The organism is Nocardioides speluncae (assembly GCF_003121585.1).
Classification (GTDB): Bacteria; Actinomycetota; Actinomycetes; order Propionibacteriales; family Nocardioidaceae; genus Nocardioides; species Nocardioides speluncae.
The window spans coordinates 59,999-81,389 of sequence record NZ_QEOO01000039.1; the positions used below are offsets into that span (position 1 = coordinate 59,999).

General features: G+C 69.0%; 25 protein-coding genes. 6 read left to right on the forward strand and 19 right to left on the reverse strand.

Annotation, left to right across the window (positions count from 1 at the left end):
• Window positions 1-105 precede the first annotated feature (105 nt).
• On the forward strand, window positions 106-1,563 hold the full coding sequence (locus DDV73_RS22580; protein ID WP_109509523.1) for a Fic family protein: 1,458 nt from the start codon (window positions 106-108) through the stop codon (window positions 1,561-1,563).
• A 264-nt stretch (window positions 1,564-1,827) separates the two neighbouring features.
• A complete protein-coding gene (locus DDV73_RS22585) occupies window positions 1,828-3,225 on the forward strand; it encodes a hypothetical protein (RefSeq protein ID WP_109509524.1) in 1,398 nt (465 codons plus the stop codon).
• A 15-nt stretch (window positions 3,226-3,240) separates the two neighbouring features.
• On the opposite strand, the gene DDV73_RS22590 is transcribed toward DDV73_RS22585, so the two are convergent.
• Genes DDV73_RS22590 through DDV73_RS22600 form a run of 3 tightly spaced genes read right to left on the reverse strand, consistent with a single transcriptional unit; the run spans window position 3,241 to window position 6,034 of the window.
• Window positions 3,241-3,879: a M15 family metallopeptidase gene (locus DDV73_RS22590; protein WP_109509525.1), complete on the reverse strand. Its 639-nt coding sequence runs from the start codon at window positions 3,877-3,879 to the stop codon at window positions 3,241-3,243.
• Window positions 3,876-5,018, reverse strand: coding sequence for a D-alanine--D-alanine ligase family protein (locus DDV73_RS22595; protein WP_109509526.1), 1,143 nt, complete (start codon window positions 5,016-5,018; stop codon window positions 3,876-3,878). Before DDV73_RS22595 ends, DDV73_RS22590 begins: the two co-directional genes overlap by 4 nt.
• A 35-nt stretch (window positions 5,019-5,053) precedes the next feature.
• Window positions 5,054-6,034: a threonine ammonia-lyase gene (locus DDV73_RS22600; protein WP_161962504.1), complete on the reverse strand. Its 981-nt coding sequence runs from the start codon at window positions 6,032-6,034 to the stop codon at window positions 5,054-5,056.
• A 51-nt stretch (window positions 6,035-6,085) separates the two neighbouring features.
• On the opposite strand from DDV73_RS22600, the gene DDV73_RS22605 reads away from it, so the two are divergent.
• Window positions 6,086-6,427 (forward strand): DUF2784 domain-containing protein, encoded by a 342-nt coding sequence (locus DDV73_RS22605; protein ID WP_161962505.1) that lies wholly within the window; start codon window positions 6,086-6,088, stop codon window positions 6,425-6,427.
• A gap of 4 nt (window positions 6,428-6,431) precedes the next feature.
• On the opposite strand, the gene DDV73_RS29635 is transcribed toward DDV73_RS22605, so the two are convergent.
• The 10 genes from DDV73_RS29635 to DDV73_RS22655 form a co-directional block, all read right to left on the reverse strand.
• Entirely contained in the window at window positions 6,432-6,809 is a 378-nt protein-coding gene (locus DDV73_RS29635; protein ID WP_338066406.1) for a PIN domain-containing protein, read from the reverse strand.
• Window positions 6,806-7,060, reverse strand: a complete 255-nt coding sequence (locus DDV73_RS22615; RefSeq protein ID WP_109509529.1) for a hypothetical protein — start codon at window positions 7,058-7,060, stop codon at window positions 6,806-6,808. The genes DDV73_RS29635 and DDV73_RS22615 overlap by 4 nt, the downstream gene beginning before the upstream one ends.
• A 58-nt stretch (window positions 7,061-7,118) precedes the next feature.
• A complete protein-coding gene (locus DDV73_RS28910; protein WP_206051045.1) occupies window positions 7,119-8,159 on the reverse strand; it encodes an Abi-alpha family protein in 1,041 nt (346 codons plus the stop codon).
• Window positions 8,156-9,460, reverse strand: coding sequence for a DUF445 domain-containing protein (locus DDV73_RS22625; RefSeq protein ID WP_109509530.1), 1,305 nt, complete (start codon window positions 9,458-9,460; stop codon window positions 8,156-8,158). The genes DDV73_RS28910 and DDV73_RS22625 overlap by 4 nt, the downstream gene beginning before the upstream one ends.
• A gap of 132 nt (window positions 9,461-9,592) precedes the next feature.
• A complete protein-coding gene (locus tag DDV73_RS22630) occupies window positions 9,593-10,291 on the reverse strand; it encodes a DUF6230 family protein (protein WP_109509531.1) in 699 nt (232 codons plus the stop codon).
• 1 nt (window position 10,292) lies between these two features.
• The gene (locus DDV73_RS22635; protein WP_109509532.1) at window positions 10,293-10,955 is read right to left on the reverse strand and encodes a hypothetical protein; all 663 of its coding nucleotides are present in this window, start codon (window positions 10,953-10,955) and stop codon (window positions 10,293-10,295) included.
• On the reverse strand, window positions 10,952-11,371 hold the full coding sequence (locus tag DDV73_RS22640) for a DUF6114 domain-containing protein (protein ID WP_206051046.1): 420 nt from the start codon (window positions 11,369-11,371) through the stop codon (window positions 10,952-10,954). Before DDV73_RS22640 ends, DDV73_RS22635 begins: the two co-directional genes overlap by 4 nt.
• A gap of 5 nt (window positions 11,372-11,376) precedes the next feature.
• The gene (locus DDV73_RS22645; RefSeq protein ID WP_109509533.1) at window positions 11,377-12,114 is read right to left on the reverse strand and encodes a DUF6230 family protein; all 738 of its coding nucleotides are present in this window, start codon (window positions 12,112-12,114) and stop codon (window positions 11,377-11,379) included.
• Window positions 12,111-12,605 carry a DUF6114 domain-containing protein gene (locus DDV73_RS22650; protein WP_109509534.1) on the reverse strand — a complete coding sequence of 165 codons (495 nt, stop codon included), beginning with the start codon at window positions 12,603-12,605 and terminating at the stop codon, window positions 12,111-12,113. Before DDV73_RS22650 ends, DDV73_RS22645 begins: the two co-directional genes overlap by 4 nt.
• 95 nt (window positions 12,606-12,700) lie before the next feature.
• Entirely contained in the window at window positions 12,701-13,312 is a 612-nt protein-coding gene (locus tag DDV73_RS22655) for a DUF6230 family protein (protein WP_109509535.1), read from the reverse strand.
• Window positions 13,313-13,650: 338 nt separating this feature from the next.
• On the opposite strand from DDV73_RS22655, the gene lepB reads away from it, so the two are divergent.
• Window positions 13,651-14,250, forward strand: coding sequence for a signal peptidase I (gene lepB / locus DDV73_RS22660; protein WP_161962506.1), 600 nt, complete (start codon window positions 13,651-13,653; stop codon window positions 14,248-14,250).
• Here the strand turns inward: lepB and DDV73_RS22665 are convergent.
• The 6 genes from DDV73_RS22665 to DDV73_RS22690 all read right to left on the reverse strand — a co-directional run bounded on the left by DDV73_RS22665 (window position 14,192) and on the right by DDV73_RS22690 (window position 19,862).
• Window positions 14,192-14,878: a TetR/AcrR family transcriptional regulator gene (locus DDV73_RS22665; RefSeq protein ID WP_154402867.1), complete on the reverse strand. Its 687-nt coding sequence runs from the start codon at window positions 14,876-14,878 to the stop codon at window positions 14,192-14,194. The genes lepB and DDV73_RS22665 overlap by 59 nt on opposite strands.
• A 192-nt stretch (window positions 14,879-15,070) precedes the next feature.
• Window positions 15,071-15,514 (reverse strand): heat shock protein transcriptional repressor HspR, encoded by a 444-nt coding sequence (locus tag DDV73_RS22670; RefSeq protein WP_109509538.1) that lies wholly within the window; start codon window positions 15,512-15,514, stop codon window positions 15,071-15,073.
• Complete coding sequence (gene dnaJ, locus DDV73_RS22675; RefSeq protein ID WP_109509539.1) at window positions 15,514-16,656, reverse strand: molecular chaperone DnaJ; 1,143 nt, start codon at window positions 16,654-16,656, stop codon at window positions 15,514-15,516. Before dnaJ ends, DDV73_RS22670 begins: the two co-directional genes overlap by 1 nt.
• Window positions 16,657-16,670: 14 nt before the next feature.
• The gene (gene grpE, locus DDV73_RS22680; RefSeq protein ID WP_240617429.1) at window positions 16,671-17,324 is read right to left on the reverse strand and encodes a nucleotide exchange factor GrpE; all 654 of its coding nucleotides are present in this window, start codon (window positions 17,322-17,324) and stop codon (window positions 16,671-16,673) included.
• Window positions 17,321-19,228, reverse strand: a complete 1,908-nt coding sequence (dnaK, locus tag DDV73_RS22685; RefSeq protein WP_109509540.1) for a molecular chaperone DnaK — start codon at window positions 19,226-19,228, stop codon at window positions 17,321-17,323. The genes grpE and dnaK overlap by 4 nt, the downstream gene beginning before the upstream one ends.
• Before the next feature lie 217 nt (window positions 19,229-19,445).
• The gene (locus DDV73_RS22690) at window positions 19,446-19,862 is read right to left on the reverse strand and encodes an organic hydroperoxide resistance protein (protein ID WP_109509541.1); all 417 of its coding nucleotides are present in this window, start codon (window positions 19,860-19,862) and stop codon (window positions 19,446-19,448) included.
• Window positions 19,863-19,913: 51 nt separating this feature from the next.
• Between DDV73_RS22690 and DDV73_RS22695 the strand changes: the two genes are divergently transcribed.
• Window positions 19,914-20,375, forward strand: a complete 462-nt coding sequence (locus DDV73_RS22695; RefSeq protein WP_109509542.1) for a MarR family winged helix-turn-helix transcriptional regulator — start codon at window positions 19,914-19,916, stop codon at window positions 20,373-20,375.
• 59 nt (window positions 20,376-20,434) lie between these two features.
• Window positions 20,435-21,277 carry an aldo/keto reductase gene (locus DDV73_RS22700; protein WP_109509543.1) on the forward strand — a complete coding sequence of 281 codons (843 nt, stop codon included), beginning with the start codon at window positions 20,435-20,437 and terminating at the stop codon, window positions 21,275-21,277.
• The last annotated feature ends 114 nt before the right edge of the window (window positions 21,278-21,391 follow it).

Genomic DNA, 21,391 nt, shown 5'->3' on the forward strand with positions numbered 1-21,391 from the left:
CATTGGGATCTACGTAGACTGCAGACTCACTCTCTCCTTAAGTACGGATTTCATCGGATCCAGGTACGCTAAATACGCCAAACTTCGGAGGAGGCGAAGGAAACCGTGGATAACGGCCTGGTCTTCAGCAGCGAGCTGCCACCCGCCACCATCGCTGACCGAGTCCGGCGTGGCGAGCTGACCCGGATCGCCACCGGCGTGTACAGCACCGAGATCGGCCGTAGTGTCGAGGAGGTCGTTCGCGCGCATCTCTTCGACATCGCAGGGCGGCTGCTGCCGGGCGCGGTGATCACCGACCGTTCCGCGCGCACCGGTGCGCCCGTCGCCGGCGTTCTCTATCTCGCACGCCCGGGGCGCCCACGCGACATCGACCTGCCCGGGCTGCTTGTGCGAGCACGCGCCGGTGCAGGTCCACAGCCAGACGACATCTCACTCCCGGGCGGCCTCTATCTCGCCTCGCGTCCACGCGGTCTCGCGGAGAACGCCCGGCCTTCCCGAGCACGCGCGGGCGGCCGACGGACGCTCGACCAGTCGGAACTGGGTGACTGGGTCGACTACATCTGCACGACCGACGGCCCCGAGCTGTTGGCTGAGTACCGGCGCCTCGCCGTTGGGCTCGCGCCCACACTGGGCGTCGGTGACGAGCACATCCACAGACTGGAGCGGCTGATCGGCATCGCCCTCGGCACCCGTGCGAACGAGCCCACCACATCCGCTGCCCTCGCCGCACGACGGTCAGGACGTCCGGTCGATCAGGCGAGAGTACGACGCTTCGAAGACCTCGCCGCCGCTCTCCGCGGCGCAGCACCGCAGTCGCATCCGCTCGATCCAGCGGCTTCCGGACGCAATACCTACGAGCCCTTCTTCGAGGCGTACTTCTCCAACTTCATCGAAGGTACGGAGTTCGAAGTCGACGAGGCACGGCAGATCGTCTTCGACGGTGTCGTGCCGTCCGGTCGTCCGGAGGACGCCCACGACGTGCTCGGCACCTACCGCCTCGTCGCCGACGCCGACGAGATGTCGCAGACCGGGACCGACCCCGACGAGTTCATCGCGCTGGTCAAGCGCCGGAACGCCAGGATCATGGAGGGTCGGCCAGGCCAGCGGCCCGGGCAGTTCAAGGAGCTTGCCAATCGAGCCGGGGCCACCTCGTTCGTCGAGCCGGCGCTCGTCGAGGGAACACTGGCCGCAGGCTTCCGGCTCCGCGACGAGCTGGACACAGCGTGGGAGAAGGCTCTGTACGTCGCGTTCGTGGTAGCTGAAGTGCATCCCTTTGCCGACGGCAACGGCCGCACGGCGCGCGTGATGATGAACGCCGAGCTCCACGCCGGCGGCCAGAGCCGCATCATCATCCCGACGGTCTTCCGCCAGGACTACCTCGATGGACTCCGACTGCTCTCCCGCCGTGACGACCCCAGCGTCTTCATCAAGGCGATGCGGTACGCGCACGACTTCACCGCCAGCATCGACTTCTCGACGTTCACCGAGGCGAAGGCGCACCTTCAGACAGCCCACGCGTTCGACGAACCGGACAGCGCGCAGCGGCTGCGAATCCGGGTGTGACCACGACCGCCACCTTCTGCGGCGCCGCGGCGTACACCCCGACTGGGGCGAGCACGAGCGCGCCGCAGTTCGCGAACACGATGGCAACGATCTGCCGTCAGGTCAGCCTGTTCTGAGCATTCATCAAACCCAACCTCCTCCGCGAACGATGTCGGCGTCGAACCGGCTCACGACCGTTCCATTCCGCGATATGTCCCACAGTTTTTGGCGGAGTCCGGAGGGTAGGAGCCAGTGACACCACAACTGTGACCTTGGAGGGGAACCTTGACCGACGCCACCTACGCCAACCTGTCCACCCTGAAGGGTGAGCTGAAGCGCGCCGCCATCGACGCCTACATGGTGTCTCAGGGCTGGAAGCTCTACGACGCCGGCGCGACCCACTACTGGGATGGCGACGACGGCGACGATCCGGGTGAGAGCATCTCGCGCCCTGGGGAGAACGGCGAAGGCGGCGGCGACTGGGCGGCCAACAAGATCAAGGAGTTCTTCGTCGGAGACAGCCGGGACGAGGAATGGAGCGCGGCCTTCGGCAAGGTCCGCCAGCGGATCGACGAATATCTCAAGCCCTGGGAGGACCTGCCCGACCCCGCGCTGTTCGACAACTACGTCGAGGACCTCCGCAAGGCCACCGTCAAGCTGGCCGTCGCCACCTCGACCAGCGGAGGCGTCGCGTCCGGCGCCGGCCGCATGGGCGCTCAGCTGAAGATCATCGACGAGAACTCCTCGGCGATGTCCGGCGGCACCATCTCCGCCTTCAAGTCCAAGTTCATGATGGAGCTGGGCAAGGCGATCGGCGGGCACCACGGCCTGACCGTCATCCTCGGCCAGGCGATGACCGCCGAGCAGAACCTGCTGAAGGGGGCCCGCGAGGACGTGGCTCAGGCCGTCGCCAACGCGACGAAGTCACTCGAGGCCTATGCACTGGGGGGCAGCTCCAGCTTCTCGTTCGCGCTGAAGGTCGCCGGGGCGGTGGTCGCCGGCGTGGCCGTCTTCGCCACCGGCGGTACTGGCGCGGTCGTCGCGCTCGCCGGCGCCGGCGCCGGGCTCACGCTGCTGACCACGCTGGCGGAGCAAAGCGAGAAGAACGCCACGGAGCCCAAGGCGAAGGACTACGAAGGCCTGATGAACGGCTTCAAGACCGCCCTGGACGACATCAACAAGGCGATCAAGAACGAGGAGGGCGGGGTCCGCGACAACCTCAAGGACAACCTCGGCAGGGTGCAGACCGACGAGGCGTCGTACAACCTCACCAACCCGCTCCAGAACATCTCCGACGACAGCCAGCTCCACGACGACGCCAAGGGCCGGGCGATCATCCACAACAAGTCACTCGTCTTCGAGATCACCGACACCGCGATGCCCACCATCGCCGACGAGCTGGTCGCGGCGAAGGAGCTCGTGTGGGCCGGCTGGTCGGCCACGCCGTACTACCGCGACGCGAGCATCGGCCTGGCCGATACCGGCCCCTACACCCATTGGGCAGACCTCGCCGGACCGCTCTGGCGCCTGATCGGCGACCTCGAGTGGGAGGTGCGCAACGGCGCCACCTCCCTCAAGCTCGCCATCGAGGACATGGGCCAGACCGACACCGACGCCAAGGACGCCCTGGAGAAGCACGCCGAGACGCTCAAGGACTACACGAACTACGAGGTCCCGAAGTAGCCCAGCGGCTGCCGATCAGGGCGTGATCGGACCGTAGATCGAGGTGGTGGCACCGGTGGAGATCGCCCAGTAGCGATCGCCGTACGACCAGTGCCACCACTCGGTCGGGTAGTTGACCAGGCCGCCGGCACGCAGGGCCTTGCCCATCACCGCGCGGTTCTCCGTCGCTTCCGGGGAGACGTTGGTGGCGGCGGTGAAGCAGGCGTTGTCGGAGTCGACCGGGGTGGCGTCGATCTCGGTGCCGAGGTCCAGCCGGGTGCCGTCGTCGTGGCACAGCGTCAGGTCGACCGCGCCACCCGCACAGTGCGGCGCGACCGCCACCGGCGCGACGTACTTGCTGGCCTCACGGAAGGTGTCGTCCGCGGTGAGGTGCGGCTGCTCGCGAGCCAGCCGCGCGCGGTAGCCCTCGAACGCCGTCCCCTGGTCGGTGACCGAGCGATGCCCCTCCACCACCAGCAGGTGCAGCCCCGCGGGCAGTGCGGACTGCGCGAGCACCAGCCGGTCACGTACGCCGGCGCGCACCATGCTCCCGGTCGGTCCGGCGACCGGCGAGGCGTCGTACCGCAGGCCGGCCTCGTCACGAAGCGAGACCATGGGCTCGCCGCAGTCGGCGACCGGCAGCGCCGCGACCGCCTCGTCAGACAGCAGGATCATGCGTCGGGCGCGGCCGGCGTCGCCATCCGGACGGCGAGCGCGGCGCGCTCGTCGGCGAGGTCGATCAGCCGGCCGATCAGCGACGGGTAGTCGAGGCCGACGGCGTTCCACAGCTTCGGGTACATCGAGTGGGCGGTGAAGCCGGGGAGCGTGTTGAGCTCGTTGACGAAGACGGTGCCGGCCTCCTCGTCGTACAGGAAGTCGACCCGGGCCAGTCCCCAGCAGCCGACCGCCGAGAACGCCGCCAGCGACAGCGCGCGGACCTCCTCCGCGACCGTCTCGGAGAGGACGGCGGGGACGATCATCGGGTCCTCGGTGCCGTGGTACTTCTGCTGGTAGTCGAACCAGCCGCCATGCACGGTCACCTCGCCGACCGGCGACGCCTCCGGCTGGAAGCCACCCAGCACCGAGCACTCGAGCTCGCGGCCGGTGACACCCTGCTCGACGATCACCCGGAAGTCGTGGGTCAGCGCCTCCTCCACGGCCGCGGCCAGCTCGTTGACCGACTCGATCCGGGAGATGCCGATCGAGGAGCCCATGCTGGCCGGCTTCACGAACAGCGGGAAGGTCAAATCAGCAACCAGCGCGGCCTTGGCTGCGTCGTCAGGGGCCGCGGCCCAGGAGCCGGCGTCGAACCAGCGGTGCGGGGTGATCGGGATGCCCTCGGCGATGAACGCCTGCTTCATGTTGACCTTGTCCATGCCGACCGCGGAGGCGCGGACCCCGTTGCCGGCGTACGGCACACCGAGCGTCTCCAGCACGCCCTGGAGTACGCCGTCCTCACCGAACGGGCCGTGCAGCGCGGGGAAGACCAGGTCGGCCTCGGCCAGCACGTCCTGCGGCTTGCCGAGCTCGGAGATCTCCAGCCGGCCGTCGGGGGTGCCGCGCAGCTCGACCTCGATGCCGGTCACAGGCAGCCGGTCCTCGATGGCCAGCCCGCCGGTCGGCGGCGTCCGCAGCTCCTCCACCACGTGGCTCGGCGTAAGCACGAAGCCGCGCTCCCGGGTGATCCCGATCGCGATAGGCGCGAACCGCTCGGGGTCCAGCGCGCGGATGATCGAGAGTGCCGACGAGCAGGACACCTCGTGCTCGGCCGAGGGGCCGCCGTACATGACGGCGACGTGGCGAATGCTGCTCATGGTGCTCCTTGATGCTGGTACGACGATCGTTGGGCTCAGACCGTGGCGAGGATCGACACAAGGACGGCTGGGTCGATGTTTCCGCCGGTCACGACGACGCCGATGTCGTCGTACTCCTCGGCGATCTGCCGCACTCCCGCGAGCCCGGCGGCCGCCGAAGGTTCCGAGAGAACCTTGCCATGCACCATCAAGTCGCGCATCGCGAGGGCGATCTGGTCGTCCTCGACAACCAGCGACCGGGCACCCGCTTCGCTCGCGATCGCGAACGGCAGATCGCCGACCCTGGTGGGCCGCAGACCGTCGGCGATGCTCGCCCGGCCCTTGACCGTGACCGGCTCGCCGGCCTTGCTGCTCTCCGCCCAGGAGTCGCAGCCCACCGGCTCCACGCCGTACGCCGTCAGCTCGGCGCCCGTCGCCCGCGCGGCCAGGCAGGCACCGGCCAGTCCGGAACCGCCGCCGACCGAGATCACCAGCGCGTCCAGCTCGCCGCCGGCATCGCGGACCTGGCCGATCAGCTCCAGGGACGCCGACCCCTGGCCCGCCAGCACGTCCGGGTTGTCGAAGGACTCGATCACCGCGCTCTCGCTGCCGGCCTTCAGCTCGGCCAGCGCGGCGTACCGGTCGTCGAGGGTGTGGCCGGCCAGGACCGGCTTGGCGCCGTACCCCTCGATCGCGGCGATCTTCCCCGCCATCACGTCCTCGGGCAGCACGATCGTCGCGTCCAGCCCGGCGTTCTGCGCGGCCGCTGCGACCGCGATGCCGTGGTTGCCGGTGCTCTGCGCGAGTACGCCGTCGTGCTGGCCCGCCTCCTTGACCCGGCGTACCGCGTTGAGTGCGCCGCGGTACTTGTAGGACCCGGTGTGCTGCAGCGACTCCAGCTTCAGCCACACCCGGGTGCCGACCAGGCGGTCCAGCGCCGCGGAGCGGATCGTCGGCGTGGTCACGATGTCGGCGCCCAGCCGAGCCAGGGCGGCCACCGGGTCCGGCGGATGGGGGAACAGGTTCGCCTCGGTCACGTCGGTCAGTATGTCAGCGGTCCGCAGCCTGGGCGGACGTATGATTTCGCCGTGCATCGACTCGTGGCCGCGGCTGCTGTTGTGGTCCACATGGTGTTCGTGGGCTTCACTCTCATCGGCGGCTTTCTCGCTTGGCTGGCCCCGTGGGTCCTCATTCCGCATGCCGCCGCGGCGTTGTGGGGCGGTCGGATGGCCGTCTCCCGCGCCAGGTGCCCGCTGTCTCGCCTGGAGAACTGGGGACGCGCCGGGTCCGGCAGGCCGAGCCTCGACCCCCGCGGCTTCATCGCCCACTACTTCGAGAACCGGGTATACCCCGCCCGCTGGGCACGCCGGGTCGAGCTGATCGTCGGCGGCCTCGTCCTCGGCTCCTGGCTCGGCCTCGCCCTGCGCTGAATCGTCAGAGTGCGAGAACCTCGAGCCCAGAGTCCAGTGCGGTGATGTCGCCTGGGTCTGAGGTGACCACGGCGCCACGCACTCGACCGGCGAGCAAGGCGACGTGGGCGTCGATGACGTCCGAGGTTCCGGAGGCAGCCAGCAGCACGCCGATCTCGTAGGCCACCTCCTCGTTCAGAGAGTCGACCTGGATGTGTCGCGACCGCATCAGCCTGACCATCGGATGCTGACGCGGCGACCCCCGCCAGGCTTGTGCGACGACGCCAGCCGGTGTGTACGCCGGGCAGCGGGCATGGATGATCTCGTCACTAAGCGCCACCATCCGGGGATCACGGCGTTCGAGAGCGATTAGGGCGCCGGTGTCTAGGACAAGTGGCCTCACGCGGCGCCGGCCGCACTGCTACCGCTATCGAGACCGAGCGCAGCCCGCGCCCAGTCACGGGCGTCGTCGGGCACTCCGCCGATCTCCTCGATCAGGCCGTCGACGACCTCCCGGGCAGACACCCAGTCTGGCTCACGTTCGGCCAATCGACTGAAGTACGCCGAAACGCTGTCGACCTCCCCGGCCTCGACGGCACGCTGCGCTTTGGCGACGACCTCATCGGGCACGCTGACCGTGATCCGCTTGCTCATACTTTGAGCATACGCGGCGCATACGACCTTCCGCTAGCGGTCGCGGCAGGCCTGAGACTCAGGGGGCGTCCTGGCCCGGCTCGTGCTCCTCGGGCGGTACGGCGTGAGCGGGAAGGTCGGCGGCAGCGGTGGTCTCGTCTGCGAGGCAGGCGCGGACGAAGTCCTCACCGAACGGCGTGAGGTGGATGCTGCGGCGGACCACCTTGGTGAAGCGGACCGAGTGCATCGCCTCCAGCACGTCGGGCTGGGCCTCGACCACCTGGTAGCCGATCGGGTCGTCGAGCGACTCGCGGGACAGCCAGATCAGGCCGAGGCGGAACAGGTTGTTGAGGTACGCCGGGACCCGCTCGACGTAGCGGGTGCCGGCCCGCGGGCCGATCATGTTCAGCCCGGAGGCGATCAGCTGCGAGCTGACCATGCCGACCGGGCCGCCGGTGCGGACGTCGACGGTGGGCTGCGGTCCGCCGCGCAGCAGGAGCAGCAGGATCCGCGCCTCGTCGGGCGCGAGGTCGTCGAGGATCCGGCCGAACGCCGGGTGCACCTTCTCCTCGTTGCGGACATCGCGGGAGCGCTCGAGCAGCGCCGCGCCGCGCACCCGCAGGTCCTCCGGCGAGGGTTCCACACTCTGCTCAACTTGCTCGGCGGCGCTGCGCGCGGCCAGGGTCTGGCTGAGTGCGGAGCCGCCGTCGAGCAACGCCTGCGAGAGCGGCGTACCGTTGCCGACCTCCCGGGCCACGTCGGACACCGCACGGGCCGCCTCCGCCACGTCGCGGGCGATCTCCTCGAACAGCTCGCTGGAGGCGTGCGGGTCGGTGAGTGCCCGCATCAGCAGCCGACTGGACCGGCCCGACGCACCCGCCGTCCAGACCGCCGACCGCATCGTCGCCTGAGCCGCGATCCGGGCCACGCCGGGCAGCTGCTCGGACGCGCTGTCGAGCAGGCCGGGCAATTGGTCCATCAGCGTCGGCGGCTCGGCCTTGTTCTCCGAGGCCGAAGAGGCGGTCGACGCCACCGTCTCGGCGGGCTTCGCCGGCTCCTCGCTCACCTTGGGCGGGGTACGCCGGTACGGATGCCTGATCGGCCGAGATCCCTCAGTCATCCGCCACCCACTCCGAACAGCCATAGATGTGCCACGCCACCTGCGAAGCCCATGATCGCGCCGTGCGCGTAGAGCATCCACTCGTCTTCCTTGATGGCGGCGCGCATCATCTCCACGAACTGTGCCGGCGGGAGCTCCTTGCACCGCGCCGCGATCAGGTTACGGATCCGCTCGGCCTGCTTGCGGCTGAAGGCCGGATCGCGGAACGGCGTGATCGTGCGGACCACCGCCTCGGCCGCCATCGAGTCGCGGATGTTGTCGAACTGCTTGGTGCCGACCGCGACCCGGACCAGGCTGCGGGCCGGGCCGACCGCGCGGTCGATCGCCGGCATCATCGCGTCGGCCAGCAGCCGGCGGGTGCGGTCGCCGCGCGGGCCGTCCAGCAGGAAGTTGCCGATGTGCTCGAGCGTGATCACCTCGTCGGCGATCAACCGCGCGTACACCTCGGCGGCCTCGGGCTGCCGGCGCGGGAACAGCCCCCAGAACTTGAACGGGCCGTACCTCTTCGGCTCCGGCGGCTCGAAGATCAGCCACATGCCGAGCGCGTTGGTGGTCCAGCCGACGAGTACGCCGAGCACCGGCAGCAGCCACCACAGGTGGAAGGTGTGGTCGATGAACGCGACCGGGATGCCGAGCAGGAACCCGAAGACGAAGCCGAAGTAGACCATCATGTTCAGCTCGCGCTGGCCGAAGTCGCGGAAGATGCGGACCACGAGCCCCGGGTGCTCGCGGAACTGGTCGATCACCATCACCTTCGGGTCGAGCAGCTGGTCGATGTGCTCGCCGATCTGGTCGGTGACGTTCTTGACGATCGCCGGCAGCTGCGCCTGTACCCGCTCGATCAGCATCTGCTTGCCCCAGTCGGGCAGGTCGCGCCACAGCCGCGGGTGCTCGCGCAGCATCACCGACTCGACGACCTCGGGCAGGTCGGGCTCGAAGACCTCGACGATGTGCTCGGCGATCTGGTCCGGCTCCAGCTGCATGTAGAAGTCGCGCGGGGTGCCGAGCTTGGAGATCGCCTTGTCGACGGCGATGCTGCCCATCTTGGCGGCGCGCATCGGCACGATGCCCTGCCAGCCGATGCCGCCGATCAGGAACCCCGGCACCTCCTGCAGCTTGCGCGGGAACACCTTCGCGAGCTGCTGGAGGCCGGGCACCTTGAAGCCCTTGAAGTAGACCGGCGAGAAGAGCATCCACACGCCCGACCAGTTGATGAGCAGGCCGATGACGCCAGTGAACAGCGGGATCGTGGCGAAGTAGACCCAATCGATATCGGCGAAGTAGTCCGCGATCGCGTCCATGCCCAGTCACCGCCTCGCCCTACCGGCGTACTCGACGCCTCGATCCCGGTCCCCCTGCTGAGGGTAACCGGCTAACGACCCCGGGGGCATCGAGTCACATCGTTGGTGGACACAACTCGGCACCCCAGGCACCTACCTCGGTAGTGGTTGCGACGCGCAGCCGACGTCGCCCGGGAGTACGTCGATCTTCAGGCCCGGCGCGGAGAACGGCCCGCCGATCTCGCCCTGGTAGATCGTGCCGCGCGCGTTGTAGAGATGACCCACGTCGGCGTCGATCGCGTAGTAGCCGGAGCCCACCGGCGCCCGCAGCGGGTTCTCCACGAACTGCCCGTCCGGACCCTTGATCGTGGTCGCGTCGTGGCTGGCGACGCCGAGCAGCGAGCGCCCGTCCAGCATCAGCCCGTTCTTGCCGTTGGCGCCGGAGGTGGTCCGCAGCGTGACGATGTCGAACATCGCGTTCTCGCCGACGATCTCGCGAGTCCCGACCACACCGTCGCCGGCGGTGAGCCGGATCGTGAAGGTCTGCCCGAGCACCTGCTGCTTCTGGGAGACGCAGAGCCCGTCGAGCTGGCCCTTGGCGAAGCCGCCACGCAGTACCTGCCTGGTGTCGGTGCCGCCGGCGCCGGTCGACCGGCTCACCGTGGACATGCCGAACGCCGTGTCCACGCCGTACAGCTCGGTGGTGGCGAACTGCGCGGTGTTGGACTGGACGACGATCTCGGCGGCCAGCACGTTGGTCTTCACCATCCAGCCCAGCGACCCGAGCGTGGCGAACGCGAGCGCCATCAAGACACCGGTACGGCGCCAGCGGGTGCCGGTCGCAGCAGGCATGTCAGCGCACCTCGATCGTGGTGTCGGGCATCCGCAGCGGGAAGGTCCCGGTGCTGGACCCCGCCGGCCGGTAGAGCGTGGCGAAGACGATGTCGAAGTCGAGCGAGCAGCCGTCCCAGCTGGTGCCGTTGAGGATGTTGCTGAGCCCGGAGAGCCCGTCGATGGAGAAGCCGAAGCAGAACAGCACCCGGACCTCGAGCCGGCTGCTGCCAGTCACCCAGAGGTCGATGTTGACCCCCGAGCCGCCGATCGTCGACGACGCGTCCGGCGCCAGCGACAGGTCGTAGTTCGGGGCGTCGACGAGCAGGGAAGCACGATCGTCGATCAGGAACGACTCGAAGGTGATGTGGTACAGGTTGCTCCGGGTGGAGCCGTCGGCCATCGTCAGCGTCACGGGCCCCTCGACGAACCGGATCTTGTTGACCCGGAACGGCGTCTGGAACAGCCCGCGCACGATGTTCAGCTGCAGCACCGCGCCCGAGAGGCAGGGCCGGACCTGGGAGCCGTCGTACAGGTTGAGGGTCTGCCGGTTGGCGTCGTTCGGACCGCACGGCGGCTGGGCGGCCTGCGCGGCCGTCCCGTCGTCGCGCAGCTGGCTGAGGCCGAGCACCAGCGCCACGAGGGCGAACAGGATGAGGAGGCGGCCACGGAGGGCGCGACTCATGACTGCTCGTTCCGCGGCTTCTTCTCGCCCCAGCCCCAGATCATCGAGCCACCGAAGATGCCGAGGACCGATCCGACCAGGAAGCCACCCAAGTTCGCCGCGATGAACGCCGCCAGCGCCAGGAGCACGCCGATCAGCCCGCACAGGGCCGAGTACTGCGGCGTCGCGACCGCCACCACCGCGAACAGGATCATGCCGCCGCCGAGGATGTAGCCGGCCGAGCCGCTCCAGCCGCCGGCGATCGCGATCCCGATCGAGGTGCTCGCGAAGTGGAGTACGGCGTACCCGCCCAGGGCGAGCCACAGCGCTCCCCAGAACGGCCGGGTACGCCGGAAGTCGGCGAACCAGGTCCAGCCGTTCTTCAGGGCTCTCCGCAGCAGGGGCGGAGAGGTCGGCGTCATCTCAGTTGTCGCCACGCCGCTCACCCCTGCTGACATGCGGCCGGCGGGGTCGGCCCGGTCGTGTCCACGCCACCCGGGACGACCCGGATCTTCAGGTTCGGCAGGTTGATGCTGCCCTGCAGGTCGATGCCGTACGACTCGGCCTTGAGGGAACCGATGTCGAGCACCTTGGCCTGGAGGCCGAACGCACCCGGCGTCCCGCGGTGGGTGGTGATGTCGTCCATGGTCAGCGTGTCGGCCGACTGGCCCAGCGTCATTCGCTCGATGTTCTTGCCGTCGCCGGCGAGCTGGTTGCTGGCCAGGTAAAGCTGGTTGGCGCTGATCTTGCCGGCGCCCGTGGGACTCGGCGTACCGTCGACGACCTCGCCGCCGGTCATGACCAGCGTGATCTTGCCCATCGGCGCCGGCATCGTCTGCTCCGCAACCACGCACATGCCGTAGAGGTCCGCGGTCTTGAAGCCGACCTGGGCCACGCCGCGGTCCGCCCCGTCCTGGGTGTCCTGAGCGTTCAGGTAGCCGGCGGCGTACTGGCCGACGACCCGGTCGGTGTAGACCTTGTACGACTGGTTGGCCGAGGTGAACTGCACCGCCAGCACGTTCTGCGACACCATGAGGAACAGACCACCCAGGGCGCCGAGACCGGCGACCGCCATCGCCCCCGACCGGCGGCGAGTGCCGAGCCGGCGGTTCGCCGAGGCCTCGCGCATGTCGGCGTTCCACGAGTCGACCCGCTGCCGCACCGCGGTCAGCGCCCTCATCGCTTGCGCGCCTTGCGCTCGGCCCTCTTGCGGGCGCGGGCAGCGAACTTCTCGAGCTGGGCGTCGCTGTACGGCGTCCACGCGAACACCAGGCCGCTGCCGATGATCCCGAGCAGCATGCCGAGCAGCCAGCCACCGAGGTTGGCCAGCGGCAGCGAGGCGACCGAGAAGATCATCGCCATGATCGCCGGGAAGTGCCGCTGCGCGGGCACGAAGAACGCCACCACCGCGGCGGCCATCATGCCGCCGCCGAGGATGTAGACCTGGGCGCCGCCGACACCGAGCCCGGTCATCATCTGGAACGAGCCGACCACGGGCCGGAGCACGAACCAGCCCCCGGCCAGCAGGATCAGGCAGCCCCAGAAAGGGCGGGAGCCGCGGTATCGGTTGAAGGCCTGCCAGCCGCGGGCGAGCCGGCCGCGCTGCGGCGTACTCACCGTCGGGTCCTGGTCTTGGTCTTGGTCGAGCGCGTGATCAATGAAGTCAGTCATGAGAGTCGTCTCCCGGAGCCGGGAACGTGGCCGACGACCCCACCGTCAAGGTGGAGCATCGGATGGAGCCGTCGGCCACGTCGCCGATGGCACCGTCAGCAGGTAGCGGTACCGAGCTTCGGCAGGATGCGCAGACCGCTACTGAGGTCCAAGCTGCCCAGGCTCAACGCGTAGGTCTTCGCGTCGAGGTTGTTCAGCTGAACAGCGCCGGTCGACTCCAGGCCCCAGCCACCCGGTGCGTAGCCCTTGGCCACGTCCTTCTGGTGGTCGAGCTGGCTCTGTGCGACACCGATCTCGGTCGACGGCAGGGTGGCCGAGGCCGCCGCGACGTCGTCCGCACTCATGTCGGTGACCGCACCCAGGTTGACGTTTCCGTTGGCCGTCAGGTTGACGCCGATGTTGCCGAGCAGCGGCACCGGCTGATTGGCGGCCAGGCAGAGGTCGTTGAGGTTGCCGTTCTTGAGCGTGACGAGAGCCGACTTCTTCTCCGTCTCGGCACCGTTGTCGTTGCTGGTCGCGGTGGTGACCGATCGCAGCGAGACTTCCAGGCCGGTGGCGTTGGCACTCGCGCCGGTGACCTGGAACGGCTCCGCTGCCGAGAGCTGCGCGGAGACCATGCCCTGGAGCATCGCGTATCCGAACCCAAGGCTGACGACAGTGGCGGGAACCGTCACTGCAGCCAGCCGGCCGAGCCGTGTGCGGCCCATGCCCTTTTCCTTCATATTTCCCTCCCCAGGAAAATGTGCGCCCACCCGTCCCTCAACGGGCAGCCCGCACCCGCGACATGGCTCGCGCCGTACCGGAATCGACGACCTCCCAGACGCCGATCCGGTGGTGGACCGCAGTGCGGCCCACCGCCGGAGGCACAGCGACAAACTCCCTCTCTTGTCGCGGTGTGCGTCACCGTACCGGTGGCTTTCGTCGTATGTCGACATCCTCTGGCAATCGTGCCGAAACTTTACGTAACCGTGTTTTTGTCAAGAGGGTGCGCTTGTGAGGCGCTGGAGTTACCGTGTTCGCGGCTTCGACGACCTGGGAGGGATTTGTGAGGCGGCTGCTGGCATGGCTCGCGATCGGGCTGGTGATCTTGACCCTGCTGGTGCCGATCGCGGCGCTGACCTTCTCGGTCCAGGTGTCCGGCACCAGCATGGATCCGACCCTGAAGGAGGGCGACCGGCTGCTGGTCGACTTCATCGGCCGCGACCGGATCAAACGCTTCGACCTGGTCGAGGCCAAGCCCGGCGAGGGCTCGCCCACGCTGGTCAAGCGGGTGGTCGGCATGCCCGGCGACAGGGTGGCCGTCGCCAGGACGACCGGCGATGCGCCGCGGGTCTTCGTCCGCCCGGCGGGCGGCGATGAGGTCTTCGAGGTCGCCAATCCAACCTGGGCCGGACAGGTCGGCGACCGGACGCTGCCGTGCTGCACCACCGACGGCAAGTCCGGCCCGGCGCGTGCCTGGGCGACCGTTCCGGACGGCCACTACTGGCTGCTCGGCGACAACTGGGGCGGCTCCGACGACTCCCGGGTCTTCGGCTTCGTGCCGGCCGACCAGGTCGCCGGCCGGCTGAACTTCCGGATCCTGCCGCTCAGTGACTTCGGCGAGGTGCCCTCGGCGACGGAACTGGTGTCATCGGCTGACCAATGACCTCGGGTACGGCGCGCTCCACCGGCGAGACCTCGCCGAGCGTGCCCATCGCGAGCCGCACGATGTGGTGGACGACCTCGGACCGCGGCAGGTCGCTCGGCATCACCAGGTGACTGATCGAGACCCGGATGATCATGTCGAGGCTGAGGTTGAACGCGTGCGGCTCCAGCTGCCACCGCTCCAGGCAGGCGTCACCCAGCATCTTCCGGAGTGGGATGAGCAGCGTGTCGGCGTCCATGGTCAGCATCGGCAGCGCGGTCGCGGTCGTGCTCGACCGCGCCTCGGCCACCATCCGGCGCAGCACCGGGTGCTTGGCCCCGGAGGCAAGGACGAAGTCGAGGGCGTGCTCGACCGCCGTCGGCAGGTCGGGGGTGCGGTCGAACTCGTGGACGATGCCGTCCACGAACCGGCCGACCTCGCGCAGCATCACCGCCTGCGCGAGCTGGTCCTTCGCGCCGAACTCGTTGTAGACCGTCTGCCGGCTGACCCCGACATCAGCTGCGATGTCGGAGATCCGTACGTCGGACCAGTCCGCGGCGCTGAGCCGCTCGAAGGCGGCGTCGAGGATCGAGGTCCGCAGCATCTCGTGCACCTTGGCGCGAAAGCTGGAGTTCCGAGGGCCCGGCATGTCCACGGACTTTACAGCGCGGCGTACCTAGTCAGGGCGTGTCTGCTTATCCGGCGCCGTCGCGAGCGGTGTTTCGGGCCGATCTGGCAAGGCGGCGGCGCGAAGGCGGGCCGGCGGCCCGTCGAGCGACGCCAACGCAGCCAGATCGAGTCCGAAACGCCGCGCAGCAGGCGCGGGATAAGCAGACACGCCCTAGGGGAGATTGCGGCGCCAGACAACGATCGCCTGGCTGCTGTCGGCCGGACGAACGGCGGGCAGCCGGCTCGGCTGCTCCTTCTTGGCGGACGCGAGCGCATTGCGGAGTGCCTGGCGGGTGCCCTCGAGCTCGGCGAGCAGTTCCTCGTTGCGGTGCCGGAGCGCGTCGACCTGGTGCTCGAGATCGAGGATCCGGCGTACTCCCTCGATGCCGATGCCGGCCGAGGTGAGGTGGGCGATCTCGCGGAGCAGCTCGATGTCGCGGTGGGAGTAGCGGCGGCCGCCACCACCGGTGCGGCCGGGCGTGATCAGCCCCATCCGCTCGTAGCCGCGCAGCGTCTGCGGGTGCAGGCCGGTGAGCTCGGCCGCGACGCTGATCACGTAGACCGCGACGTCCGGTCCTGGAGTCGGTGGCTGCTGCCCCGGGTTCGACGGAGTCATCACCGCGCCCCCTCGAACAGGCCGCCGCGCAACGGCTTGTCGGCCGTCGCCGTCCGGTACGCCTCCAGCGCCTCGCGCGCGGGCTGGTCGAGTACGGCGGGCACCTGGACCTCGACCGTGGCCAGCAGGTCGCCGTTGGTGCCGTCGGCCTTGCGAGCCCCCTTGCCGCGGACCCGGAAGGTCCGGCCGTTGGGGGTGCCGGACGGGATCCGCAGCGTCACCGGAGCACCGGTGATCGTCGGGATCTTCACCTCGGCACCGAGGGCGGCCTCGTCGAAGCTGATGGGTACGTCGAGGGTGAGGTTGTCGCCCTTGCGGCCGAAGAGCCGGTGCGCCGACACCTTGACGGTGACGTAGAGGTCGCCGGCCGGGCCGCCGTTGGTCCCGCCGCCGCCCTTGCCACGAATCCGGATCCGCTGGCCGTCCTTGACCCCAGCCGGGATCCGGGCCTGGATCGAGCGCGACGACTGACCGCGGCCGGAGCCGTGGCAGGTCGGGCACGCCTCGTCGTACACCAGCTGGCGGCCGCCGCAGGCCGGGCAGGTCTCGTTCATCGAGAACGCACCGCCCACCGAGGCGACCACGAAGCCGGCGCCCTCGCACTCGGGGCAGATGTGCGGCTTGGTGCCGGGCTTGCCACCGGTCCCCTGACAGTCGGGGCACGCCGCATCGCTGGTCAGCCGGAGCGCGATGGTGACGCCGTCGAGCGCGTCGGTGAAGCTGATCGTCGCGCTGGTCTCGACGTCGGGGCCCTTCTGCGGGCGGGCAGCGCTGGTCCGCGCCCGCGCGCCCGGGCGCCCACCGCTGGAGAAGAGGTCGCCGAACATGTCGCTGACCCCGCCCGCGCGGTCGCGGAACAGGTCGTTGATGTCGAAGCCGCCACCGCCGAACCCGCCGCCCATCGGGCCGACGGCCCGGAGCTCGTCGTACTCCTTGCGCTTCTCGGCGTCGCCGACGACGTCGTACGCCTCCGCCACGCTCTTGAACTTCTCGTGCTTGGCGGTGTCCCCGGGATTGGAGTCGGGGTGGTTCGCGCGCGCCAGCTTTCGGTATGCCTTCTTGATCTCGTCCTGGCTAGCGTCCTTCTTGACGCCGAGCTCGGCGTAGAAGTCCTTGCTCACCCAGTCGGAACTGCCGGTCATACGCACTCACCTCCCTAGCTCGTCGATTCGGCGCTTTCTTCCTGCTCCGTGGTCTCGTCGGCCGTCGCGTCGGCAGCCGGCTCCACCGGGTCGACCACCAGCACCTGCGCGGCGCGGACGACGCGGTCGCCGATCCGGTAGCCGGCCTTGGCGATCACCTTGCAGGTGGTCACCTCGACCTCGGGGTCCTCGCCGATGTGCGAGAGCGCCTCGTGCAGGGTCGGGTCGAACGCATCGCCGACCGCCCCGAACTTCGTCAGCCCGAGACCCGAGACGATCCGCTCCAGCTGCTCGGCGACGACCTTGAAGCCGTCCTCGAGCGGGCCGTGGTCACGCGCCCGGTCGATGGTGTCGAGTACGTCGGTGATCGGCGCGAGCGCGGCGTACTTGGCGTTCTCCCGGACCAGCTCACGGTCGCGGTCGACGCGCTTCTTGTAGTTGACGTACTCGGCCTGCAGCCGCTGCAGGTCGGCGGTCCGCTCGGCCAGGGCCTGCTTGGCCGCGCCCAGGTCGTCCGCCTCGGCCGGCGCCGCACCGTCGGACTCGACCTCGGTCTCGTTGGCCATCTCCGCGGCCGCGTCGCCGAAGCTGTGGGCCCCGGGGCCCTCCGGGGAGGGAGCCGCAGTGTCCTGCGGCTCCCCGTCCGGAGCGGTGTGCTCCGAGGTCACTTGGTCTCGTCCTCGGATCCGGCGTCAGCCCCAGAGTCGGCAGTGCCCTCGTCGTCGACAATTTCCGCGTCGACGACGTCGTCGTCGGCCTCGCCGGTACTACCGCCCGCACCAGCGGCGCCACCGGCGGCAGCCTGGTCGGCCTCGGCCGCGGCGTACATCGCGGCGCCCATCTTCTGGCTGGACTCGCCCAGCTTGGTGATGCCCGCGGTGATCTCCTCGGTCGAGGCACCCTCGTTGCCGAGCGTGGCCTTGAGCGCGTCGAGGTCGGCCTGCACCTCGGTCTTCACCTCGTCCGGGATCTTGTCGGAGTTCTCGGTGAGGAACTTCTCGGTGGTGTAGACGAGGCCGTCGGCCTGGTTGCGGGCGTCGATCGCCTCGCGGCGCTGGGCGTCCTCGGCGGCGTACTGCTCGGCCTCCTTGACCATCCGGTCGATCTCGTCCTTCGACAGCGCGGAGCCGCCGGAGATCGTCATCGACTGCTCGCGGCCGGACGCCTGGTCCTTGGCGGTGACGTGGACGATGCCGTTGGCGTCGATGTCGAAGGTGACCTCGATCTTGGGCACGTTGCGCGGCGCCGGCGGCAGCCCGGTCAGCTCGAAGTTGCCGAGCGGCTGGTTGGCGGACCAGATCTCGCGCTCGCCCTGGGCGACCTTGATCTCCACTGACGGCTGGTTGTCATCGGCGGTGGTGAAGATCTCGCTGCGCTTGGTCGGGATCGTGGTGTTCCGCTCGATCAGGGTGGTCATCCGGCCGCCCTTGGTCTCGATGCCGAGGCTCAGCGGGGTGACGTCGAGGAGCAGCACGTCCTTGACCTCGCCCTTGAGTACGCCTGCCTGCAGGGCCGCGCCGACCGCGACGACCTCGTCGGGGTTGACGCCCTTGTTGGGCTCCTTGCCGCCGAGCAGGTCCTTGACCACCTGGGTGACCGCGGGCATCCGGGTCGAGCCACCGACCATCACGACGTGGTGGATGTCGCTGAGCTTCACGCCCGCGTCCTTCAGCACCTGCTGGAACGGCGCCCGGGTGCGGTCGAGCAGGTCCGCGGTCATCTTCTCGAACTCGCTGCGGGTGAGCTTCTCCTCGAAGTGCAGCGGGCCGGACTCGCCGTGGGTGATGTACGGCAGGTGGATCGTGGTCTCGCTGGAGCTGGACAGCTCGATCTTCGCCTTCTCAGCAGCCTCCTGGAGGCGCTGCTTGGCGATCTTGTCGGCGCCCAGGTCGACGGCGTTGTTGGCCTTGAACTTGTCGATCATCCAGTTGACGATCTTGTTGTCCCAGTCGTCGCCACCGAGGTGGTTGTCACCGCTCGTGGACTTCACCTCGATCGTGGAGAAGCCGTCGTCGTCCTTGCCGACCTCCAGCAGGGAGACGTCGAAGGTGCCGCCGCCGAGGTCGAATACCAGGATGGTCTGGTCGCCCTCGCCCTTGTCGAGGCCGTAGGCCAGCGCGGCCGCGGTGGGCTCGTTGACGATGCGCTGGACGTTGAGGCCCGCGATCTCACCGGCCTCCTTGGTGGCCTGGCGCTGCGCGTCGGAGAAGTACGCCGGGACCGTGATCACCGCGTCGGTGACCGGCTCGCCGAGGTAGGCCTCGGCGTCCCGCTTGAGCTTCTGCAGCACGAACGCGCTGATCTGCTGCGGGGTGAACGTCTTGTCGTCGATCTTCGCGGACCAGGACTCGCCCATGTGCCGCTTGACCGAGCGGATGGTGCGGTCGACGTTGGTGACGGCCTGCCGCTTGGCGACCTCACCGACGAGGACCTCACCGGACTTGGCGAACGCGACCACCGACGGGGTCGTGCGGGCGCCTTCCGCGTTTGCGATGACGGTGGGTTCGCCACCCTCGAGGACGGCGACGACGGAGTTCGTCGTACCGAGGTCGATGCCGACCGCGCGAGCCATTGAGTTACCTCCGGTTGTATCTGTGGTGCCTGAGTCGTGTGGCGGGCCCATCATGGACCGCCGCAGCGAGTCTGGCAAAAAAGTTGAGTGCGATCAACTCAACTCTGAACCACCGCTCCATATTCCGCCGACCCGGCCCTTGTTCACGCACAAACAAGCCGACCCGGCCCTTGTTGACGCATCGTTGCGTGAACAAGGGCCGGGTCGGCGAAGTTGATCAGGCGACGGAGAGGGCTACCTCGACGTTGCCACGGGTGGCATTGGAGTACGGGCAGACCTGGTGCGCCTTCTCGACCAGCGCCAGCGCCGCTTCGCGCTCGAGCGCCGGGAGGGTCACCTCGAGCTGGACGGCCAGCCCGAAGCCGCCGTTGTCGAGCGCGCCGAGGTGGACGTCGGCGACGACCTCCGAGTCGGTGGTGTCGGCCTTCGACCTGCCGGCGACGAGCTTGAGCGCGGAGTGGAAGCACGCGGCGTACCCCGCCGCGAACAGCTGCTCCGGGTTGGTGGCACCTCCCGCGCCGCCGAGCTCCTTCGGCGTGCGGACAGGGGCCTCGAGGATGCCGTCGGTGGTCTGGACGTGGCCGTTGCGGCCGTCTCCGGTGGCGACGGCGGTGGCTGTGTAGAGAGTCTGCATGTGGACAACTGTATTGTGCGCAATTGAATTACGCAAGCTAGGCTTGTGGGCATGCAAGAACGTGACCCACTGCCGCAGCTGGACCTCGACAACCAGCTCTGCTTTCCGCTGTACGCCGCCACCCGCGCGGTGACCCGGCGCTACGCCGTACTCCTGGAGGAGTTCGGGCTGACCTACCCGCAGTACCTCACGCTGCTCGCGCTCTGGGGGGCCGACGGGCGGCTGAGCGTGGGCGAGCTCGGCGCCCGGCTGCGGCTCGACTCCGGCACCCTCACCCCGCTGCTCAAGCGGCTGGAGACGGCCGGGCTGGTCGACCGGCGCCGCGACAGCGAGGACGAGCGGCGGGTGCTGGCCGAGGTGACCAGCGAGGGCTGGGAGCTGCGGGAGCGGGTGGCCGACGTACCGGACCGGCTGTTCGGCTCGATGGGGATCTCGATGCGCGAGGCCAAGCAGCTGCGGCTCCTGCTCGGCGAGCTGGTCGGCCATCTCGACCAGGCCGAGCTCGCCGGATAGACCGCGCGGCGTCGAGCCGCGGCTGGGAATAGATCTGAACGCATGGAAGTCTCAACAGCATGACCGTTCCCACGATCACTCTGAACGACAAGACCACCATCCCCCAGCTCGGCTTCGGTGTGTGGCAGGTGGCGCCCGAGGAGACCCAGGCGGCCGTGGCGGCCGCGTTCGAGGTCGGCTACCGGCACATCGACACCGCGCAGATGTACCAGAACGAGGAGGGCGTCGGCGCCGCGATCGCCGCGTCCGACATCCCGCGCGACGAGCTCTACATCACCAGCAAGCTCAACAACAGCTTCCACCGGCCCGACGACGCCAAGCATGCGTTCGACGAGACGCTGAAGAAGCTCGGCCTCGAGCAGATCGACCTGTTCCTGATCCACTGGCCGCTGCCGACCAAGTACGACGGCGACTTCGTGTCGACCTGGAAGACGCTGGCCTCGTTCGTCGAGGACGGCCGGGCGGCCTCGGTCGGCGTCTCGAACTTCCAGCCCGCGCACCTGCAGCGGATCATCGACGAGACCGGCGTGGTCCCGGCGGTCAACCAGGTCGAGGTGCACCCGTTCTTCGACAACTCCGAGGTGCGCGCGGCCAACGCGTCGCACGGCGTACACACCGAGGCATGGTCGCCGCTGGCCCAGGGCAACGCGGTCAAGGACCCGGTGATCGGCGAGATCGCGACCCGGCTGGATCGCACTCCGGCCCAGGTCGCCCTGCGCTGGCACATCGAGCGCGGCGACATCATCTTCCCGAAGTCCGTCACGCCGGCCCGGATCAAGGAGAACTTCGAGATCTTCGACTTCACCCTGACCGCCGCCGACGTCGCCGCCATCTCCGCCCTCGACCAGGGCGCCGCCGGCCGCATCGGCCCCAACCCGGACACCTTCGACTGGATCCCGTAGCGGGGCGGGCAGTTTCGCTAGGTGGGTCACATCGGTGAGTGCAACATCCTGCTCCTGATGGGTGTGTCGCATGGCTGGTCCGGTGTTCTCGTGGCGGATGGTGCCGTCTGTGTT

Bases quoted from the DNA above. Each gene is read 5' to 3' on its own strand.
- DDV73_RS22590 (WP_109509525.1), bottom strand. From the start codon at position 3,879: ATGATCCTGCTGTCTGACGAGGCGGTCGCGGCGCTGCCGGTCGCCGAC.
- DDV73_RS22595 (WP_109509526.1), bottom strand. From the start codon at position 5,018: ATGAGCAGCATTCGCCACGTCGCCGTCATGTACGGCGGCCCCTCGGCC.
- DDV73_RS22615 (WP_109509529.1), bottom strand. From the start codon at position 7,060: ATGAGCAAGCGGATCACGGTCAGCGTGCCCGATGAGGTCGTCGCCAAA.
- DDV73_RS28910 (WP_206051045.1), bottom strand. From the start codon at position 8,159: ATGACTGAGGGATCTCGGCCGATCAGGCATCCGTACCGGCGTACCCCG.
- DDV73_RS22625 (WP_109509530.1), bottom strand. From the start codon at position 9,460: ATGGACGCGATCGCGGACTACTTCGCCGATATCGATTGGGTCTACTTC.
- DDV73_RS22630 (WP_109509531.1), bottom strand. From the start codon at position 10,291: ATGCCTGCTGCGACCGGCACCCGCTGGCGCCGTACCGGTGTCTTGATG.
- DDV73_RS22635 (WP_109509532.1), bottom strand. From the start codon at position 10,955: ATGAGTCGCGCCCTCCGTGGCCGCCTCCTCATCCTGTTCGCCCTCGTG.
- DDV73_RS22645 (WP_109509533.1), bottom strand. From the start codon at position 12,114: ATGAGGGCGCTGACCGCGGTGCGGCAGCGGGTCGACTCGTGGAACGCC.
- DDV73_RS22650 (WP_109509534.1), bottom strand. From the start codon at position 12,605: ATGACTGACTTCATTGATCACGCGCTCGACCAAGACCAAGACCAGGAC.
- DDV73_RS22655 (WP_109509535.1), bottom strand. From the start codon at position 13,312: ATGGGCCGCACACGGCTCGGCCGGCTGGCTGCAGTGACGGTTCCCGCC.
- DDV73_RS22665 (WP_154402867.1), bottom strand. From the start codon at position 14,878: ATGCCGGGCCCTCGGAACTCCAGCTTTCGCGCCAAGGTGCACGAGATG.
- DDV73_RS22670 (WP_109509538.1), bottom strand. From the start codon at position 15,514: ATGACTCCGTCGAACCCGGGGCAGCAGCCACCGACTCCAGGACCGGAC.
- dnaJ (WP_109509539.1), bottom strand. From the start codon at position 16,656: ATGACCGGCAGTTCCGACTGGGTGAGCAAGGACTTCTACGCCGAGCTC.
- dnaK (WP_109509540.1), bottom strand. From the start codon at position 19,228: ATGGCTCGCGCGGTCGGCATCGACCTCGGTACGACGAACTCCGTCGTC.
- DDV73_RS22690 (WP_109509541.1), bottom strand. From the start codon at position 19,862: ATGCAGACTCTCTACACAGCCACCGCCGTCGCCACCGGAGACGGCCGC.
- DDV73_RS22695 (WP_109509542.1), top strand. From the start codon at position 19,914: ATGCAAGAACGTGACCCACTGCCGCAGCTGGACCTCGACAACCAGCTC.
- DDV73_RS22700 (WP_109509543.1), top strand. From the start codon at position 20,435: ATGACCGTTCCCACGATCACTCTGAACGACAAGACCACCATCCCCCAG.